General features: G+C 73.1%; 16 protein-coding genes. 14 read left to right on the forward strand and 2 right to left on the reverse strand.

The window, feature by feature from the left end; genetic code table 11:
• The first annotated feature begins 292 nt into the window (after nucleotides 1–292).
• The 12 genes from ACFQBR_RS02540 (at nucleotide 293) to der (ending at nucleotide 13,435) form a co-directional block, all read left to right on the forward strand.
• Nucleotides 293–1,933 carry a CTP synthase gene (locus ACFQBR_RS02540; protein WP_267945735.1) on the forward strand — a complete coding sequence of 547 codons (1,641 nt, stop codon included), beginning with the start codon at nucleotides 293–295 and terminating at the stop codon, nucleotides 1,931–1,933.
• A gap of 40 nt (nucleotides 1,934–1,973) precedes the next feature.
• Nucleotides 1,974–2,642, forward strand: coding sequence for an NUDIX domain-containing protein (locus ACFQBR_RS02545; protein ID WP_267945734.1), 669 nt, complete (start codon nucleotides 1,974–1,976; stop codon nucleotides 2,640–2,642).
• Nucleotides 2,643–2,693: 51 nt separating this feature from the next.
• The gene (locus tag ACFQBR_RS02550) at nucleotides 2,694–3,716 is read left to right on the forward strand and encodes a site-specific tyrosine recombinase XerD (protein WP_344184728.1); all 1,023 of its coding nucleotides are present in this window, start codon (nucleotides 2,694–2,696) and stop codon (nucleotides 3,714–3,716) included.
• A gap of 251 nt (nucleotides 3,717–3,967) precedes the next feature.
• The gene (locus ACFQBR_RS02555) at nucleotides 3,968–4,927 is read left to right on the forward strand and encodes a ParA family protein (protein ID WP_267945732.1); all 960 of its coding nucleotides are present in this window, start codon (nucleotides 3,968–3,970) and stop codon (nucleotides 4,925–4,927) included.
• A complete protein-coding gene (locus tag ACFQBR_RS02560) occupies nucleotides 4,924–5,307 on the forward strand; it encodes a hypothetical protein (protein WP_267945731.1) in 384 nt (127 codons plus the stop codon). The genes ACFQBR_RS02555 and ACFQBR_RS02560 overlap by 4 nt, the downstream gene beginning before the upstream one ends.
• A gap of 131 nt (nucleotides 5,308–5,438) precedes the next feature.
• Nucleotides 5,439–6,284 carry a segregation and condensation protein A gene (locus tag ACFQBR_RS02565; protein WP_267945730.1) on the forward strand — a complete coding sequence of 282 codons (846 nt, stop codon included), beginning with the start codon at nucleotides 5,439–5,441 and terminating at the stop codon, nucleotides 6,282–6,284.
• Nucleotides 6,281–6,871 (forward strand): SMC-Scp complex subunit ScpB, encoded by a 591-nt coding sequence (gene scpB / locus ACFQBR_RS02570; protein WP_267945729.1) that lies wholly within the window; start codon nucleotides 6,281–6,283, stop codon nucleotides 6,869–6,871. Before ACFQBR_RS02565 ends, scpB begins: the two co-directional genes overlap by 4 nt.
• Complete coding sequence (locus ACFQBR_RS02575) at nucleotides 6,858–9,083, forward strand: pseudouridine synthase (RefSeq protein ID WP_378551896.1); 2,226 nt, start codon at nucleotides 6,858–6,860, stop codon at nucleotides 9,081–9,083. Before scpB ends, ACFQBR_RS02575 begins: the two co-directional genes overlap by 14 nt.
• Before the next feature lie 120 nt (nucleotides 9,084–9,203).
• Nucleotides 9,204–9,566, forward strand: a complete 363-nt coding sequence (aroH, locus tag ACFQBR_RS02580; protein WP_267950445.1) for a chorismate mutase — start codon at nucleotides 9,204–9,206, stop codon at nucleotides 9,564–9,566.
• 68 nt (nucleotides 9,567–9,634) lie between these two features.
• Entirely contained in the window at nucleotides 9,635–10,855 is a 1,221-nt protein-coding gene (locus tag ACFQBR_RS02585) for a prephenate dehydrogenase (RefSeq protein WP_378551898.1), read from the forward strand.
• Nucleotides 10,856–11,063: 208 nt separating this feature from the next.
• Nucleotides 11,064–11,759 carry a (d)CMP kinase gene (cmk, locus tag ACFQBR_RS02590; protein WP_344180170.1) on the forward strand — a complete coding sequence of 232 codons (696 nt, stop codon included), beginning with the start codon at nucleotides 11,064–11,066 and terminating at the stop codon, nucleotides 11,757–11,759.
• A 239-nt stretch (nucleotides 11,760–11,998) separates the two neighbouring features.
• Entirely contained in the window at nucleotides 11,999–13,435 is a 1,437-nt protein-coding gene (gene der / locus ACFQBR_RS02595) for a ribosome biogenesis GTPase Der (protein WP_267945725.1), read from the forward strand.
• A 134-nt stretch (nucleotides 13,436–13,569) separates the two neighbouring features.
• Here the strand turns inward: der and ACFQBR_RS02600 are convergent, their stop codons facing one another.
• Nucleotides 13,570–15,024 carry an MFS transporter gene (locus ACFQBR_RS02600; RefSeq protein ID WP_344180167.1) on the reverse strand — a complete coding sequence of 485 codons (1,455 nt, stop codon included), beginning with the start codon at nucleotides 15,022–15,024 and terminating at the stop codon, nucleotides 13,570–13,572.
• A 137-nt stretch (nucleotides 15,025–15,161) separates the two neighbouring features.
• Between ACFQBR_RS02600 and ACFQBR_RS02605 the strand changes: the two genes are divergently transcribed.
• A complete protein-coding gene (locus ACFQBR_RS02605) occupies nucleotides 15,162–15,659 on the forward strand; it encodes a 2-thiouracil desulfurase family protein (RefSeq protein ID WP_344180165.1) in 498 nt (165 codons plus the stop codon).
• A gap of 125 nt (nucleotides 15,660–15,784) precedes the next feature.
• Here the strand turns inward: ACFQBR_RS02605 and ACFQBR_RS02610 are convergent, their stop codons facing one another.
• On the reverse strand, nucleotides 15,785–16,921 hold the full coding sequence (locus ACFQBR_RS02610) for a serine hydrolase domain-containing protein (RefSeq protein ID WP_344180163.1): 1,137 nt from the start codon (nucleotides 16,919–16,921) through the stop codon (nucleotides 15,785–15,787).
• Nucleotides 16,922–17,044: 123 nt separating this feature from the next.
• Between ACFQBR_RS02610 and ACFQBR_RS02615 the strand changes: the two genes are divergently transcribed.
• Nucleotides 17,045–17,584, forward strand: coding sequence for a PadR family transcriptional regulator (locus tag ACFQBR_RS02615; RefSeq protein ID WP_344180161.1), 540 nt, complete (start codon nucleotides 17,045–17,047; stop codon nucleotides 17,582–17,584).
• Nucleotides 17,585–17,771: the final 187 nt, after the last annotated feature.

Below are 17,771 nucleotides of genomic sequence, written 5' to 3' on the forward strand. Positions count from 1 at the left end.
CGGCCGTCCTGACCGGGTTCGGATGATTTTTCCGGCCGGGCCGCGGGGTCCGCGGAGGGTGTGACGTGCCGCGAAGCCCCTTCCCCACGGGGAAAGCACGCTGGTCGGGCCGGGGAACACCCGTGCGGTGCGCGGTGTTCCCAGGTGAGTGCAGACGGGGGGCCTGTTATCCTGGTGCCCCGTGGAGTCCGGCGGCCTGAGCGAAGATCCCAACGCCCGCGACCGGACCGCCGCACGGCCGCTCAGCTCGTCCCGAGCCCGCCGTAGCCACTCAACCCACGGGAGCAACACTTTGGCATCCGCCGCGAGTACCAAGCACCTTTTCGTTACTGGCGGCGTCGCCTCCAGTCTTGGCAAGGGCCTCACCGCCTCCAGCCTGGGACGACTCCTGAAGTCGCGCGGTCTGCGGGTCACCATGCAGAAGCTGGACCCCTACCTCAACGTCGACCCGGGGACCATGAACCCCTTCCAGCACGGCGAGGTCTTCGTCACCGACGACGGGGCCGAGACCGACCTGGACGTCGGCCACTACGAGCGCTTCCTGGACGTGGACCTGGCCGCGACGGCCAACGTCACCACCGGCCAGATCTACTCCAGCGTCATCGCCAAGGAGCGCCAGGGCGCCTACCTCGGCGACACCGTGCAGGTCATCCCGCACATCACCAACGAGATCAAGGCGCGCATCTACGCGATGGACGCCCCCGACGTCGACATCGTCATCACCGAGATCGGCGGCACGGTGGGCGACATCGAGTCGCAGCCCTTCCTGGAGGCGGTCCGCCAGATCCGCCACGAGATCGGCCGGGAGAACTGCTTCTTCCTCCACGTCTCCCTCATCCCCTTCCTGGGCCCCGCCAAGGAGATGAAGACCAAGCCCACCCAGCACTCGGTCGCCGCGCTGCGCAGCATCGGCATCCAGCCCGACGCGATCGTGTGCCGCTCGGACCGGCCCATCACGCAGAGCCTCAAGTCCAAGATCAGCCTCATGTGCGACGTGGACGAGGCCGGCGTGGTCTCCACCCCCGACGCCCCCTCCATCTACGACATCCCCAAGGTGCTGCACCGCGAGGGCCTGGACGCCTACGTCGTCCGCCGCCTGGGCATGCCCTTCCGGGACGTGGACTGGACCGAGTGGGACGAGCTGCTGCGCCGTGTCCACCAGCCCGGCCACGAGGTCACCATCGCGCTGGTCGGCAAGTACATCGACCTGCCCGACGCCTACCTGTCGGTCAGCGAGGCGCTGCGCGCGGGCGGATTCGCCACGGACACCCGCGTCAACCTGCGCTGGGTCGCCAGCGACAACTGCGCCAGCCCGTCGGGCGCGGCCTCCGAGCTCGACGGCGCCGACGGCGTGCTCATCCCCGGCGGCTTCGGCGTGCGCGGCATCGAGGGCAAGCTCGGCGCGATCCGGTACGCCCGTGAGAACGGCGTTCCGCTGCTCGGCATCTGCCTGGGCCTCCAGGCGATGGTCATCGAGTACGCGCGCAACGTGCTGGGGCTGGAGGGGGCCAACAGCACCGAGTTCGACGACAAGGCGGTCGACCCGGTCATCGCGACGATGGCCGACCAGACCGACGTCGTGGCCGGAGAGCGCGACATGGGCGGCACCATGCGGCTGGGCCTGTACCCGGCCGACCTGGGTGAGGGCACCGTGGTCCGCGAGCTCTACGACGGCACCGCGCAGGCCTCCGAGCGCCACCGCCACCGCTTCGAGGTCAACAACGCGTACCGCTCCCGGCTGGAGGAGGCGGGCCTGGTGTTCTCCGGGCTCTCCCCTGATGGCAAGCTGGTGGAGTACGTCGAACTGCCCCGGGACGCGCACCCGTTCTTCGTCGCGACGCAGGCGCACCCGGAGCTGCGTTCCCGCCCGACCAAGGCCAATCCGCTCTTCAGCGGGCTGATCGCGGCGGCTCTGGAGCACAAGGTCTCCTGACCGCCGGACCGGGTGGGGCACGATCCTGAGAGGCGATCCCATGCCCAGTGACACCCACCCGGCCGAGAACGAGACCACGGGGGCGGACGCGAAGGTCGCGGACGCCCCCGAGTCGTGGCCGGTGGACCGGTCGGAGGTGCGCTACCGCAGTGCCAGGGTCACCATGCGCACCGACTGGGTGGAGATGCCCGGCGCCGGGGGCGTGGGCACCACGGTCGCGGGGCGCGACTACATGCAGCACCCGGGGGCGGCCGCCGTCCTGGCCCTGGACGACGACGGCCGGGTGCTGCTGCTGCGCCAGTACCGGCACCCCGCCCGGCACACCCTGTGGGAGCTGCCCGCCGGCATGATCGACGTGGAGGGCGAGGGCCCGCTGCCCACGGCCCGGCGGGAACTGGTCGAGGAGGCGGGCCTGCGCGCCGAGCGGTGGTACGGGCTCCCCGACTTCTTCCCCAGCCCCGGGTTCTCCGACGAGCGCATCCACGTGTTCATGGCCCGGGGCCTGTCCGAGGTCCCGGCCGAGGAGATCGACTTCGTGCGCGAGCACGAGGAGACCGACCTGGCCGCGGAGTGGGTCCCGCTGGAGGACGCGGTGCGCCTGGTCATGGAGGGGCGCCTGCACAACGGCCCGACCGTGATCGGGATCCTGGCCGCGCACGCCGCCTCCGCCGACGGCTTCGCGTCCCTGCGCGAACTCCCCGCCGGCTGACCCGTGGGCGACCAACCGGCCGCCGCGCCGGCGGGAGATCCCGGGGGCCCCGTGCCGCGGGGGAGGGGGGCGCGCCCCGGCACGGGCGGCGACCCCGCGGACGCCGGGCCGCTGGCACAGGTGTGCGCGGCGTTCCTGGACCACCTCAGCGCCGAGCGCGCACTGGCCGCGAACACCCTGCTGGCGTACCGCCGCGACCTGCGAAGGTACTCCGAGTACCTGGCCTCCGCCGGGGTCGCCTCCCCGGAGGGCGTCGGACCCGCCCACGTGGGCGGGTTCCTGCGTGCGCTGCGGGAGGGCGGGGAGGGGCGTCCGCCGCTCGGCGCGGCGTCGGCCGGGCGGGCCCTGGCCGCGGTGCGCGGTCTGCACCGGTTCGCCGTGCGCGAGGGGTGGGCCGGGAGCGACCCCGCGGCGGAGGTGTCCCCGCCGACCCCGCCGATGCGGCTTCCCAAGGCGGTGCCGCTGGACACGGTGGAGCGCATCCTGGCCGCGGCGGGCCCGGCCGACGGTGTCCCGGCCCCGTCCGCCGGGGACCGCTCCGCGCTGCTCGCCCTGCGCGACCGCGCCCTGCTGGAGGTCCTGTACGGGACGGGCGCGCGCATCTCCGAGGCGGTCGGGCTGGACGTGGACGACGTCGCCGACGCGGTCGGCGGGGACGAGGCGGTCGGCCTGGTGCGGTTCCGCGGCAATGGCGGCAGGGAGCGCGTGGTCCCCCTGGGCTCCTACGCCCGGCGGGCGCTGTCCGCGTACCTGGTGCGGGCCCGCCCCTCCCTGGCCTCCTCGGGCCGGGGCGGGCCGGCCCTGTTCCTCAACGCCCGCGGGGGGAGGCTGACCCGTCAGGGCGGCTGGGGGGTGCTGGCGGCCGTCGCGGAGCGCGCCGGGGCCGGGGGTGTCTCACCGCACACCCTGCGGCACTCCTTCGCCACGCACCTGCTCGACGGGGGCGCCGATATCCGCGTCGTACAGGAGTTACTGGGGCACAGTTCGGTCACCACCACGCAGATCTACACACTTGTGACGGTGGAGCGTTTGCGTGAGGTGTATGCCTCGAGTCATCCGCGTGCACGGCGCTGACGTGGCGCTATGTCGACGAAAAGGCCTGTCCGGCGGGCGAAGTGGAACAACGGGCCTGCCCGGCCCGATTTCCCCCGGAGGCGAAGGCGTGGGATTCTACCCATGCGTTTCGTTGAAGTGCGCCGTGTCGGCGATCTAGAGTCGCCGCACAGAGGTACGTTGCTGTCGACATATTGAGTTTCCGACGGCCGCCGGGCGCAGGGGGTGTGGCACCTTCGGGCCCGGTCGGCCCGTAGGGGAGGTCAAGGGTTGTGAACTGGGCGGAGGACGACGTGGCTGCGCATACCGCACCCGTCGGCGAGAGGGAACTCGCCGACCCGGTGACCAACCCCTGGGGGACGACACGCAACACGGGGGCCGACCTGCACAGCAAGAGACCGGAACGCAAGTATCCGGAGCCAGAGCCGCTGGACGAACACGGCCCGGCACGGATTGTAGCACTCTGTAACCAAAAGGGCGGGGTCGGAAAGACCACCACCACCATCAACCTCGGTGCGGCCATCGCCGAGTACGGCAGACGGGTCCTGCTGGTCGACTTCGACCCGCAGGGGGCCCTGTCGGTCGGACTGGGCCGGCTCGACCCGCGCGAGCTGGACCTGACCGTCTACAACCTGCTCATGCAGCGGGACGTGACGGTCGAGGACGTCCTGCTCAAGACGGACGTCGACGGACTGGACCTGATCCCGAGCAACATCGACCTGTCGGCGGCCGAGGTGCAGCTGGTGGGCGAGGTGGCGCGCGAGCAGATGCTCGGCCGCGCGCTGCGCCCGGTGATCAACGACTACGACGTCGTGCTGATCGACTGCCAGCCCTCGCTGGGGCTGCTCACCGTCAACGCCCTCACCGCGGCGGACGGCGTCATCGTGCCGCTGGAGTGCGAGTTCTTCGCGCTGCGCGGTGTGGCGCTGCTCATGGACACGATCCAGAAGGTCCAGGAGCGGCTCAACGAGGACCTCGTCATCGACGGGTTCCTGGGCACCATGTACGACCCGCGCACGCTCCACGCGCGCGAGGTGCTGTCCACGATCATCGACGGGTTCGGCGACAAGGTCTACGGCACGGTCATCAACCGCACCGTGCGCTTCCCGGACGCCACCGTGGCGGGCGAGCCCATCACCAGGTTCGACTCGACCTCGGCCGGGGCCAACGCCTATCGGGACCTGGCCAAGGAGGTGCTGGCGAGGTGGCCTCTCAGCGGTCACGGCGCGTGACCCTACCCGGGGCGGACGAGCTGTTCTTCCGCCCCAGCGGCACCGAGGAGGTGCCGGAAGAGACCGAACGCCAGCACACGGCACCGGAGCAGGGCAGAAGGAACGAGACGCCGCGTCGCACGTCGGGGGGCACGTCCGGCACCAAGGTGCTCGGAGCTCCCAAGCCGAGCGGGCGGCAGCGCCACGACGAGAAGATCACCGTCTACATCTCCGGGCCCGAGCTGCTGGCCCTGGAGCAGACCCGGCTCTCGCTGAGGGCGGAGCACGGACTGTCGGCCGACAGGGGCCGCCTGGTCCGTGAGGCCGTCGCGGTGCTGTTGGCCGACTTCGAGGAGAACGGCCAGGCCAGCATGCTGGTACGCCGTCTGACCGAGGGCTGAGCGGCGGCCGGGACGCGTACCGGTACCGGAGGGGGTGCCGGTTCGACGACGGAAAGGGTGCGGGTGTCACCGGTGGGGTCCGGCCGGTGACACCCTTGTTCGCATGAGTGAGACGACGTGGGGTCGCGGCCATGGCGGCTGAGCGGAGCCCGGTGGACACCTCCGAGGTGGACGAGAACGCCTTCCAGGTGCACCTGGAGAACTTCGAGGGGCCCTTCGACCTGCTCCTGGGGCTGATCTCCAAGCACAAGCTGGACATCACCGAGGTGTCCCTGTCGAAGGTCACCGACGAGTTCATCGCGCACATCCGCACGTTCGGCGACGACTGGGACCTGGACCAGGCCAGCAACTTCCTGCTGGTCGCGGCGACGCTCCTGGACCTGAAGGCGGCCCGCCTGCTGCCGCGCGGCGACGTCGAGGACGAGGCCGACCTGGCCCTGCTGGAGGCCCGCGACCTGCTGTTCGCCCGGCTGCTCCAGTACCGGGCGTACAAGGAGGTCGCCTCGTTCATGCGCGACCGGCTGGCCTCCCAGGGGCGCCGCTACGCGCGCGCCGTCCCCCTGGAGGAGCAGTTCGCGGCGCTCAGGCCCGAGGTGATCTTCCGGCTGGGCCCGCAGGAGTTCGCGGCACTGGCGGGCCTGGTGTTCACGCCCAGGGAAGCGCCGAGCGTGCCCGTCACCCACATCCACCAGACCAAGACCTCCGTCAAGGAGCAGGGCGAGCTGATGGTCGCCGAACTGCGCGAGCACGGTCGGCTGACGTTCGCCGAGCTCACGGCGGCCTGCACCGGTACCTTCGAGGTCATCGCCCGGTTCCTGGCCCTGCTGGAGCTGTACCGGGCGTCCAGTGTGGGCTTCGACCAGCCCGAGCCCCTGGGAGAGCTGCTGGTCACCTGGACCGGTGGTGAGGGCGAGGTCGAGCTGGAGAGCGAGTACGACGGGACGGACGCGGTGGAACCGGGGGAGGAGCGGAAGTGACCTGCGAGGACACGATCGGGGTGGGCGGGGCCGAGGCCCCGCCCACCCTGCGGCGCGACCTGGAGGCCGTGCTCATGGTGGTCGACCAGCCCGTGTCGGAGTACGAACTGGCGAAGGCGTTGGACGTCCCCGTCACGGTCGTCTCCGCGGCACTGGAGGACCTCTCCCGGGAATACACCGAGCAGGGGCGGGGTTTCGACCTGAGGGCGGTGGCCGACGGGTGGCGTGTGTACACGCGCCCCGAATGCGCCGACGTCGTCGAGCACTTCCTCCGGGAGGGGCAGGAGGTGCGGCTCACGCAGGCCGCACTGGAGACGATGGCGGTGGTGGCCTACCGGCAGCCGGTCTCCCGTGGCAGGGTCTCCGCAGTACGCGGTGTCAACTGTGACGGAGTTATGCGTACCCTCGTACTGAGGGGCCTGATCGAAGAGGCCGGACACGACGCAGAGTCCGGTGCGCAGCTGTATCGGACCACCTCCTATTTCCTGGAACGGTTGGGCCTGCGAGGCCTCGACGAGCTGCCTGATCTGGCGCCGTTCCTCCCCGACGACATCGAAGGTCTAGACGACACCGGTGAGCACACCTAATGAAAGTTCCCGCGGTGCGCGGGACGACGCCCCGCGCGGTGAGCGCGGCGACTACGACAACCGCGGTGGCCACGGCCGCCGCGACGACCGCCCCCGAGGCGGTCAGCGTGACGAGCGCGGCCCGCGGGGCCGCGACGACCGGCGCCCCCACGGCGACCGCGACAGCCGCTCCGGCGGCGACCGCGGTGGCTACCGGGGCCGTGACGACCGCGGAGGCGACCGGGGCCGCGGCGAGGGCCGTTCCTTCGGTGGTGACCGCGACAACCGCTCCGGCGGCTACCGCGGCGGCCGCGACGACAACCGCTCCGGCGGCCACCAGGGCGACCGCGGTGGTTACCGCGGCGGCCAGGGTTCGGGGGACCGCCGCTCCTTCGGCGGGGACCGCGACAGCCGCGGCGGCGACCGGGGCGGTTTCCGAGGCGGGCGCGAGGACCGCGCCGGTCAGGGTTCGGGCGAGCGCCGCTCCTTCGGCGGCGGCCGCGACGACCGCGGCCGCGGCGGCTACCAGGGCGACCGCGGCGGCTACCGCGGCGGGCGCGAGGACAGCCGTTCCGGCGGCGACCGCGGCGGCTACCGCGGTGGTCGTGACGACCGCGCTGAGGGCCGTTCCTTCGGCGGGGACCGCGACAGCCGTGGCGGCTTCCGGGGGGACCGGGACAGCCGTCCCGCCCAGGGTTCGGGCGAGCGCCGTGAGTTCCGCGGCGGCCGTGACGACCGCAGCCGCGGCGGCGACCGGGGCGGTTTCCGCGGTGGTCGCGAGGACCGCGCCGGTCAGGGTTCGGGCGAGCGCCGCTCCTTCGGCGGGGACCGCGACAACCGGGGTTCGGGCGAGCGCCGTGAGTTCCGCGGCGGCCGTGACGACAGCCGGCCCGGCGGACACCAGGGCGACCGGGGCGGTTACCGCGGCGGTCGCGACGACCGCGCCGGCCAGGGTTCGGGGGACCGCCGCTCCTTCGGCGGCGACCGCGACAACCGATCCGGCGGCGACCGCGGTGGCTACCGCGGCCGTGACGACCAGCGCGGCGGCGGGCGCTTCGAGCGCGGCGGCCGCGGCCCCGGCGGCGGTCGCGACGACCGCGGCGGCCAGGGTGCGGGCGGGCGCCGCTCGTTCGGTGGCGACCGCGACAGCCGTGGCGGCTTCCGGGGGGACCGGGACAGCCGTCCCGCCCAGGGTTCGGGCGAGCGCCGTGAGTTCCGCGGCGGCCGTGACGACAGCCGCTCCGGCGGTTACCAGGGCGACCGGGGCGGCTACCGGGGCGGACGGGACGACCGGGGGCGCGGCGAGAGCCGTTCCCACGGGGACCGTGCGAGCCGGGCCCGCGACGAGCGCCGCGCCCAGGGCGGGCGCGAGGGCACGCCGGGCGGCCCCAAGAGCGAGAGCCAGCTGTCGAAGGCGGCGCGCGAGCGCCTCAACGCCCTGCGGGCCGACTTCGACCCCAAGGACGAGGACCGCGCCGAGGAGGGCCGCGACACCTACACCGACGTCGAGGGCGGCATCCGGCTCCAGAAGGCGCTCGCCGCGGCCGGCGTCGCCAGCAGGCGCGCGAGCGAGGAGATGATCGCCGCCGGACGCGTCAGCGTGGACGGGCAGGTCGTGCGCAGGTTCGGAGCCCGGGTCAACCCCGAGGCCTCCGAGATCCGCGTGGACGGCATGCGCGTCGTGACCGCCCCGGACAAGCTGTACTTCGCGCTCAACAAGCCGCGCGGCGTCGTCAGCACCATGTGGGACCCGGAGGGCCGCCCCACCCTGGCCGACTACACCGGTCAGACCGAGGAGCGGATCTTCCACGTCGGCCGGCTGGACACCGAGACCGAGGGTCTCATCCTGCTGACCAACGACGGCGAGCTCGCCAACCGGCTCACCCACCCGCGCTACAAGGTCGTCAAGACCTACATCGCGATGGTGCCGGGCCCGGTCCCGCACCGCGTCGTGCGCGAGGTGCAGAAGGGCATCGAGCTGGAGGACGGCCCGGTCCAGGTCGACTCCTTCCGCGTGGTCGAGAACGAGCCCCCCAAGGCGCTCGTCGAGATCCGGCTGCACGAGGGCCGCAAGCACATCGTGCGGCGCCTCATGGAGGCCGTCGGCCACCCGGTCGCCGACCTCGCGCGCACCCAGGTCGGTCCGATCGATCTCAACACCCTCAAGCTGGGCACGATGCGGGCCCTGACCTCTCGCGAGGTCAGTGAGCTCTACTCCGCGGCCGGTCTGTAGGGGCGGCTGTAGATACAGTTGACGGCGGTCGTCGGCCCGGGTCTCCCGGGCGGCGGCCGCCGCTCCCGCTTCCGGGGGCGGCACGCGAACGACGAGTACGACGACAAGGCGGGATCGAACGTGGCGGTACGGGCCATCCGGGGTGCGGTGCAGGTGGACGCGGACGAACGCGATCAGGTGCTGGAGGCCACGGTCGAACTGGTCTCCGAGGTGATGCGGCGCAACGCCCTGCGGACCGACGACGTGATCAGCGTCCTGTTCACCGCGACCCCCGACCTGACGAGCGAGTTCCCGGCGCTCGCGGCGCGCAAGATCGGCTTCACCGACGTCCCGCTCATGTGCGCGGCCGAGATCGCCGTCCCGCACGCCCTGCCCCGCGTGGTGCGCCTGATGGCGCACGTGGAGACGGACCGCCCGCGCGCCGAGTTGCAGCACGTGTACCTGCGCGGCGCCCAGGCGCTGCGGTTGGACATCGCGCAGTAGGGTGCGGAACGGCTCCCCCGGCAGGTCGTAGGCTTGGGGGACCAGCACACATCGGAGGCGGGGGAGCAGTGGGCGACACCAGCGGCACGGTCGGGGACGGGGAGCGCCGGGACGTGGTGCGCCGGGTCACGGTGATCGGGGCGGGGCTGATCGGCACGTCGATAGCCCTGGCGCTGCGCGCCCGCGACGTCGACGTCGTCCTGACGGACCCGGACCCCGCGTCGCTGCGCCTGGCGTGCGACCTGGGCGCCGGCAGGCCCCTGGACGAGACCGCCGACCCGTCGGCGGCCCCCGCCGACGTGGCGGTCGTCGCCGCCCCGCCCGCCGTCGTCCCGCAGGTGCTGCGCCGCGCACAGGACCGCGGGCTCGCCCACGTGTACACGGACGTGGCGAGCGTGAAGGCGAGCGTGCTCGCCGAGGCCGAGCGGCTGGGCTGCGACATGGCCACGTTCGTTCCCGGGCACCCGATGGGCGGCCGGGAGAAGCAGGGGCCCGGTGCCGCCCGCGCCGACCTGTTCCTGGGCCGTTCGTGGGCGCTGTGCCCCACGGGCAAGGCCGGTCCGGAGACCGTCGCGGCGGTGGCGGAGCTCGCCCGCCTGTGCGGGGCCGATCCGCTGGTGCTGGACGCCGGGGCGCACGACCGCGCCGTGGCGCTGGTCTCGCACGCCCCGCACGTGGCCTCGTCGGCGGTGGCCGCGCGCCTGGTGGCGGGCGACACCGCAGCCCTCTCCCTGGCGGGGCAGGGCGTGCGGGACGTCACCCGGGTGGCGGGCGGCGACCCCGCCATGTGGACGGAGATCCTCACGCACAACGCGGCCCCGGTCTCCGAGGTGCTGTACGCGGTGGCCGCCGACCTCGTCGCGACCGCCGACGCCCTGCGCGAGGTGGCGGGGGAGGCGGACGGCGCGGCCGGGGACACGGCCTCCCGCGCCGGGTCGGCCTCCGGCGCGTCGGGGGCGAGCCTGCCGGCCCCGGCGGAGGCCCTCGCCCCGGTGCGCGACCTCCTGGAGCGGGGCAGGTCGGGACACGGCCGCATCCCCGGCAAGCACGGCACGGTGCGGCTGCCCGAGTACACGGTGATGCCCGTGGTCATCCCCGACGAGCCGGGCACGCTGGGACGTCTGTTCGCCGCCGCGGCGGACGCGGGGGTCAACATCGAGGACGTGCGCATCGAGCACACCCCGGGCCTGCCGCTGGGCGTGGCGCAGCTGTACGTGCTGCCCGAGGCGGTGGACGCGTTCGCACGATCGCTCGCGGCCGACGGGTGGTCGGTCCACCCGGGCGTCTGAGACCCCTCCCGGGGCAGGAGCGTCCTTCCCGGGGGGCGGGGCCGCCGGGCCTGGTTCCGGCCCGGCCCGCCCGCGAGGGCGCCCCCGGTCCCGGGCGGCGCCGGTCGGCCGGGGCCGTACGAACCCGCCGATTCCAGTCAAGAGCAGGCCGCTGCCACGGGTACGCTTGGGCGTCGGCACAAGTGAACGTCACCAGGAGTCAACGGCAGTGAGCGCGCAGGACAGCACCGAGGGCATCGTCATCGCGATCGACGGTCCCTCCGGGTCGGGCAAGTCGAGCACGTCCAGGGGCGTGGCCAAGGCGCGGGACCTGCGGTACCTCGACACCGGCGCGATGTACCGCGCGCTGACCTGGTGGATGCTCGACAACGGCGTGGACGTCGAGGACGCCGCGGCGGTGGCCGCCGCCGTCGAGCGCCCCGTCATCACCATGGGCACCGACCCCAATGCGCCCTCGGTCTCCGTCGACGGCCGCGACGTGGCCGCCGAGATCCGGAGCAAGGAGGTCACGGGCAGCGTCAGCGCGGTCTCCGCCGTGCCCGAGGCCCGTGAGCTGCTGGTGCGCACGCAGCGCGAGGTCATCGCGGCAGCCCGTGCCGCCGGTGCGGGTATCGTGGTCGAGGGCCGTGACATCACGACCGTGGTCGCTCCCGACGCCCCGGTCAAGCTGTTCCTGACCGCGAGCCCGGAGGCCCGCGCCCAGCGGCGCAGCAAGGAGGTCCGGACCAGCGACGTCGCCGCCACCCAGGCCGACCTGGCCCGGCGCGACAAGCTGGACTCCAGCCGGACCCACTCGCCCCTGACGCAGACCGCCGACGCCACCGAGCTCGACACCACCGGGCTGACCCTGGACGAGGTGGTCGCCCTCGTCGTCAAGCTGGCCGACGAGGCCGGCGCCCGCTAGCGGGGCGGACGGGCCGATCCGGGGCCGCGGGGCGGACCCGCGGCACGGTGGGACCGGTCACGAACACCCCTTCGGGGGAACACACGGACATCCGCGGGGGTTCCTCCCCGTGGCAGTACGCGGACGCCGTCGGCGTCCGCGCGGACACGCCTGCCCCGGAATCTCCGGGACAGGTCGACCATTCGCATCCTCGCGGCACGCATCCTGGGCGCGCGGGGACCTAGAACCGGGAGCAGTACATGAGTGACTTCGACATCTCCGACGTCGGCCATGAGGGGCTGGACGGCGCCGAACCCGCGACCCTCCCCGTGGTGGCCGTGGTGGGACGCCCCAACGTGGGCAAGTCCAGCCTGGTCAACCGCATCATCGGCCGCCGCGAGGCCGTGGTCGAGGACGTGCCGGGCGTGACCCGTGACCGGGTGGCCTACGACGCCGAGTGGCAGAACACCAAGTTCACGCTCGTCGACACCGGCGGCTGGGAGACCAGCGTCAGCGGGCTGGCCGCCATGGTGGCGCGCCAGGCCGAGTACGCCGCGCAGACCGCCGACGTCATCCTGTTCGTGGTGGACGCCACCGTGGGCGTCACCGACGCCGACGCGGCCGTCACCCGGGTCCTGCGCGCCACGAAGCGCCCCGTGATCCTGGCCGCCAACAAGGTCGACGGCAACATGCAGGAGGCCGACGCGCTCGCCCTGTGGCAGCTGGGCGTCGACCAGCCCTACCCGATCAGCGCCCTGCACGGGCGCGGCACCGGCGACCTGCTGGACGCCGTCGTGGAGGCCTTCCCCGAGCAGCTCGTCGGCGACACCGAGGACGAGGGCGAGGACGGCCCTCCCCGCATCGCCCTGCTCGGACGCCCCAACGTGGGCAAGTCGAGCCTGCTCAACCGCCTCGCCGGTGAGGACCGGGTGGTCGTGGACTCCGTGGCGGGCACGACCCGCGATGCGGTCGACGAGCTGATCGACCTCGGCGGCAAGACCTGGAAGTTCATCGACACCGCCGGCATCCGCCGCCGGTTCCGGGCGCTGCAGGGCGCCGACTACTACGCGACCATGCGCACGGGCACCGCCCTGGAGCGCGCCGAGATCGCCGTGGTCCTGATGGACGTCAGCGAGCCGCTGGCCGAGCAGGACATCCGGGTCGTGGAGCAGGTCGTGGAGGCCGGGCGCGGCCTGGTCCTGGCGTTCAACAAGTGGGACATCCTCGACGAGGATCGCCGGAACTACCTGGAGAAGGAGATCGACCGCCAGCTGGCGCGCGTCTCCTGGGCGCCGCGCGTCAACGTCTCGGCGAAGACCGGCCGCCACATGGAGCGGCTCGTCCCGGCGATCGAGACCAGCCTGGCGGGGTGGAACCAGCGCATCTCGACCGGTCAGCTGAACAACTGGCTCAAGGACCTCGTGGCCGCGACCCCGCCGCCGGTGCGCGGCGGCAAGCAGCCCAAGATCCTGTTCGCGACGCAGGCGGGTTCGCGCCCGCCGCACTTCGTCCTCTTCACCACCGGGTTCCTGGAGGACAACTACCGCCGCTTCATCGAGCGGCGCCTGCGGGAGGACTTCGGGTTCGACGGCTCCCCGGTGCACATCAGCATGCGCATCCGTGAGAAGAAGGGCGCGACGCCGGGCCGTGCCTCCAAGGGCAGCGTGCGTCCGGACCGCAAGCACCGGCGCCGCTGAGCGGTGTCGCGCGGCCCGTCCCGGGCCCGCGACAGCCGGGGCGTCCGCACGCACAGGGGGAGCCTCTCCGACGGAGAGGCTCCCCCTCGTCGTGTGCCGGGGTGCCCCCGGGCACGCTGCCGGGCCGGGCACGGTCAGGAGTCGGAGGGCAGCCTGCGCACGTTGCTCGGCGGGACGAACTTCCCCGACTCCCCGCTCGGCCTCGGGTAGGGCAGGCGGGTGCCGTCCCGCGCGGTGCGGGGCGCGGACTCCATGGCGGGCGCTCCCGGGAGCGGCCGGTTCGCGCTCTCGTCCATGTGCCACACCACCACGAGTCCCACCACGCCCGCGATCATCAGCAGCCAGGCGGGGGAGTAGAGGTTCCCGGTGGACTGCACGAGCGTCTCCGCGATCAGCGGCGTGGTGCCGCCGAACAGCGCCACCGACACGTTGAAGCTGATCGCCAGGGCGCCGTAGCGCACCTTGGTGGGGAAGAACGCGGGCAGGGTGGAGGGGGCCGCTCCGGAGAAGTGCACCAGGGTCACCGCCAGGAGGACCATGCCCAGGGCGACGGCCCACACGCCGGCCTGTTGCAGCAGCCAGAACGCGGGCAGGGCCAGCACGATCGAGAGGAGGCTCCCGGAGGCGAGGACGGGCCTGCGCCCCACCCGGTCGCTGAGGCGCCCGAACTGGGTGACCCCGACCAGCATCAGCACCATGGCGGCCAGGGTCATGACCAGTGCGAGCGAGGCGCTGTAGCCGAGCTCGGCCTCCAGGTAGGTGGGCATGTACGCGGTCACCATGTAGTTGTTGACGTTGAAGACCATCACGAGTCCGATGCACAGGAGGATGGTCCGCCACTGGCCGACGACCGTCTCCCGGAGCTGGCCCTTGCGGTGCCCGCCCTCGGCGTTCTTGGCGAAACCTTCGGTGTTCTGGTTGAAGACCGGGGTCTCCTCCAGCTTGAGCCGCAGGTAGAGGCCGATGCCGCCCAGCGGGAGGGCGAGCAGGAACGGGATGCGCCAGCCCCAGGCGAGCATGCCCTCCGGCCCCAGCACCAGGGTCATCAGGGTGACGATGCCGGCGCCGCCGACGTAGCCGCTGACCGTGCCGAACTCCAGCCAGGAGGACAGGAACCCGCGGCGCCGGTCGGGCGCGTACTCGGCGATGAAGGTGGTGGCGCCGCCGTACTCGCCGCCGGTGGAGAAGCCCTGGAGCATGCGGGCGACCAGCAGCAGGACCGGCGCGGCGATGCCGATCGTGGCGGCCGACGGGATGAGCCCGATGGAGAAGGTGCTCACGGCCATGAGCAGCATGGTGAAGGCGAGGACCTGCTTGCGGCCGATGCGGTCGCCCAGGGGGCCGAAGAACAGGCCGCCCAGGGGGCGGACCAGGAAGGCGGCGGCGAACGTGGTGAAGGTGGCGATGAGCTGCACGCCCTGGGACTGCGAGGGGTAGAACACCAGCCCGATGGTGACGGCCAGGTAGCTGTAGACGCCGAAGTCGTACCATTCGGTCGCGTTGCCGATCGCGGCGGCGGTGACGGCCTTCCGGGTCGTCCTGTGGTCCGTCTCCAGGGCCTTTCGGCCCTGAGGCTGTGACTCGCTCACGTCTCCCCCTCGGTGAGTCCACCCAAGTGTCACCCAAAGCACCAGGTTAATCACTTTTTGTGATTAACCCGTGCGGTTCGGCCGTGTCGCCGCCGGGGTAGCGTGGCAGCGCGGGGGAGAGCGGAGAGAGGGAGCCCATGCGCAAGGTACTGGTCAGCGCCTGTCTGATGGGGCGCAGGGTGCGCTACGACGGGCGTTCCAAGGCGATCGGGGACGACCGGGTCGCGCGCTGGCGGGAGGAGGGGCGGCTCGTGGTGCACTGCCCGGAGATCGCCGGCGGGCTGCCCGTGCCCCGCCCGCCCGCGGAGATCGAGCCCGGCGCGACGGCGGCCGACGTGCTCGCCGGACGGGCGCGCATCCTCACCCCCGAGGGCGCGGACGTGACCGAGCACTTCGTGCGGGGCGCCCGCGCGGCCCTTGCCACCGCCCGGGAGCACGGGGTGGAGGTGGCGGTCCTCAAGGAGTCCAGCCCGTCCTGCGGATCCCGCGAGGTGTACGACGGGACCTTCGGCGGACGCAAGCTGGCGGGCGCGGGGGTGACGGCCCAACTGCTGAGGGACCACGGCGTCGCGGTCTTCAACGAGGACGAGGTCGCCGAGGCGGCCGGGTGCCTGGACGCCGCCGAACGCGCCTGAGGGCCGGGGCCTGCGGTCCGGAGCCGGTCCTGCCCCGGGCCCCCCGTCCGGTGGAGGGGTCCGCGCCGAACCGGCGGCGCCGCTCGGGCGGAGCGCGCCGGGGACGCGGTCCGGCGGGGCGGCCCTCATGTGCGCCAGGCTCCCAGGCACCGCGCCATGAGCCGGAAGGGGACGGCCTGCCCCCTGGTCTGGTCGACGGTGCCGGCCAGGTGCAGGTCCAGTTCGGGACAGTGGAAGAGCCACGTCCCGGTGGCCCCCGAGTGGCCCACGAGGGTGACGGGACGGCCCACCGGGGACGCGAGCCGTCCCACGGTGAAGAACATGGTGCCCAGGCCGTACCGGAGGACGGGGATGTTGCGCAGCCGGTTGCGCCGCTCGGTGAGCGCGGCCAGCGAGCGGGCCTCCCCGAGGAGTTTGCCGCCGAGCAGCGCCCTCTGGAAGGCGAGGAGGTCCGCGGTGGTGCTGAACAGGTCGTTGGAGGAGGCGATCAGCGAGTCCAGCCGGACGGGGCGCCGTCCCGTGTGGAGGGGCGAGGGCTCGGCGGTCGCCGGGTCCGGCGGTCGGTGCCCCGGTAGCCAGGTGTGGGCCAGGCCGAGCGGGGCGAGGACGCGTTCGGTCAGCAGGGCGGCGAACGGCCGGCCGGTCACCGTCTCCACGATGCGGATGAGCAGTTGGAACCCGGTGTCGGAGTAGCGGGCCTTCTGCCGGGGCGCGTCGAGGTCCTGCGGCGCGAAGTGGGGGCGCTGCAGTTCGCGTGTGGTCCGTACCGTGTCCTCGAACGTCCAGGCCAGGTCCCGGCCCCGGCCGAGGTGCTCGTACAGGCTCGGGCCGCCTCGGCGCCTCTCGAAGTGGTCGGGCAGCCCCGACGTGTGGCTCGCCAGGTGGCGGACCGTGATCGCGGACGTGTGGTCCGTGCCCCGGAGGACGTGGAGCCCGGTGAGCACCTCCGGGGGCAGGTACCGGCCGATCGGCGCGGCCAGGTCGAGTTCGCCGCGCTCGTGCGCCTGGAGCACCAGGGTGACGATGAAGCGCTTGGTGACGCTCGCGACGAAGAAGGGGGTGTCGGGGCGCGGCGGCCGGTCGTCGGCGGGCCCTGAGGCGGCGGACCAGCGCAGCCCGCCGTCGCCGCTCGCGAGGGCGAGGTTGGCGTGGTGGATGCCGGGCCGCGCGACGAGGTTCTCCAGCAGGCGCGTCAGGCGGTCGTCGACGCCGGGGGGCACCCGGTTGTCCTGGGCGCGGGTGGTGGCGGGCGGTGGTGTCACGCGGGCTCCTGGTGTGCGGGGGTCGGCCCGTCGCCGTGCCTTCGGCGTCCGGGTCCGGGGACCGACGGTCTCTATATGACTATTAGACATGTCTATGAGAGTCAACGGGTCTACACTCGTCCCATGGCCCACGTGATCCTCGGACTGCTCCTGATCGCCCCGCAGAGCTTCTACGACCTCATCAAGGGGTTCGAGGCCGGCGTCGCGCTCTTCTACAGCGCCAGTTCCGGCAGCATCAGGCGGGCGCTCGACTCCCTGCTCGCCCGGGGGGCCATCGAGGTCGCCAGCGTCGAGCCCGGGGGCCGGGGCCGCAAGGTGTACCGCGTGACCGGCGCGGGCCGCGAGGAGTTCCGCGCCTGGATGACGGGGGATCCGACCGGATCCGACCTGGAGACCGCGGCGCTGTCCAGGCTCTTCTTCCTCGGACTGCTGGAGCCGGACGAACGCGCGCCGGTCCTGCGCCGCATCACGGCGCGCATCGAGAACGACCTCGCCGCCCTCTCCGACCTCGACAGGGGCCTCGACGCGAGGGACGTCGCGGAGGAGCACCGCGACATCGTCGCCCACCAGCGCGCGGCACTCGACTACGGCATCGCCTCGCAGCGGTTCATGCTCGACTGGTTCCGCGCCCGCGCCGACCGGCAGGAGCGGTCGGACCGCTGAGGCCGACGCGGTCCCGGCCGGGGGCGCGTGCGCGACCGGCCGGCGGGGCGTCCGCGCGGACAGGGCCGCGAGGACGCCCCGGGAGACCGGGCTAGGGCGTGTTCCGCGGACACTCGCCCTGCTGCGCGTCGCCCCGGCACGCCCCCCGCGGCGTTCTCATCTGTCGACAGGACCCCACCCTGACTCC

This window comes from Nocardiopsis tropica, from assembly GCF_042660575.1.
In the GTDB taxonomy this organism is placed as follows: domain Bacteria; phylum Actinomycetota; class Actinomycetes; order Streptosporangiales; family Streptosporangiaceae; genus Nocardiopsis; species Nocardiopsis tropica.

Bases quoted from the DNA above. Each gene is read 5' to 3' on its own strand.
- ACFQBR_RS02545 (WP_267945734.1), top strand. From the start codon at position 1,974: ATGCCCAGTGACACCCACCCGGCCGAGAACGAGACCACGGGGGCGGAC.
- ACFQBR_RS02565 (WP_267945730.1), top strand. From the start codon at position 5,439: ATGGCGGCTGAGCGGAGCCCGGTGGACACCTCCGAGGTGGACGAGAAC.
- ACFQBR_RS02615 (WP_344180161.1), top strand. From the start codon at position 17,045: ATGGCCCACGTGATCCTCGGACTGCTCCTGATCGCCCCGCAGAGCTTC.
- ACFQBR_RS02605 (WP_344180165.1), top strand. From the start codon at position 15,162: ATGCGCAAGGTACTGGTCAGCGCCTGTCTGATGGGGCGCAGGGTGCGC.
- der (WP_267945725.1), top strand. From the start codon at position 11,999: ATGAGTGACTTCGACATCTCCGACGTCGGCCATGAGGGGCTGGACGGC.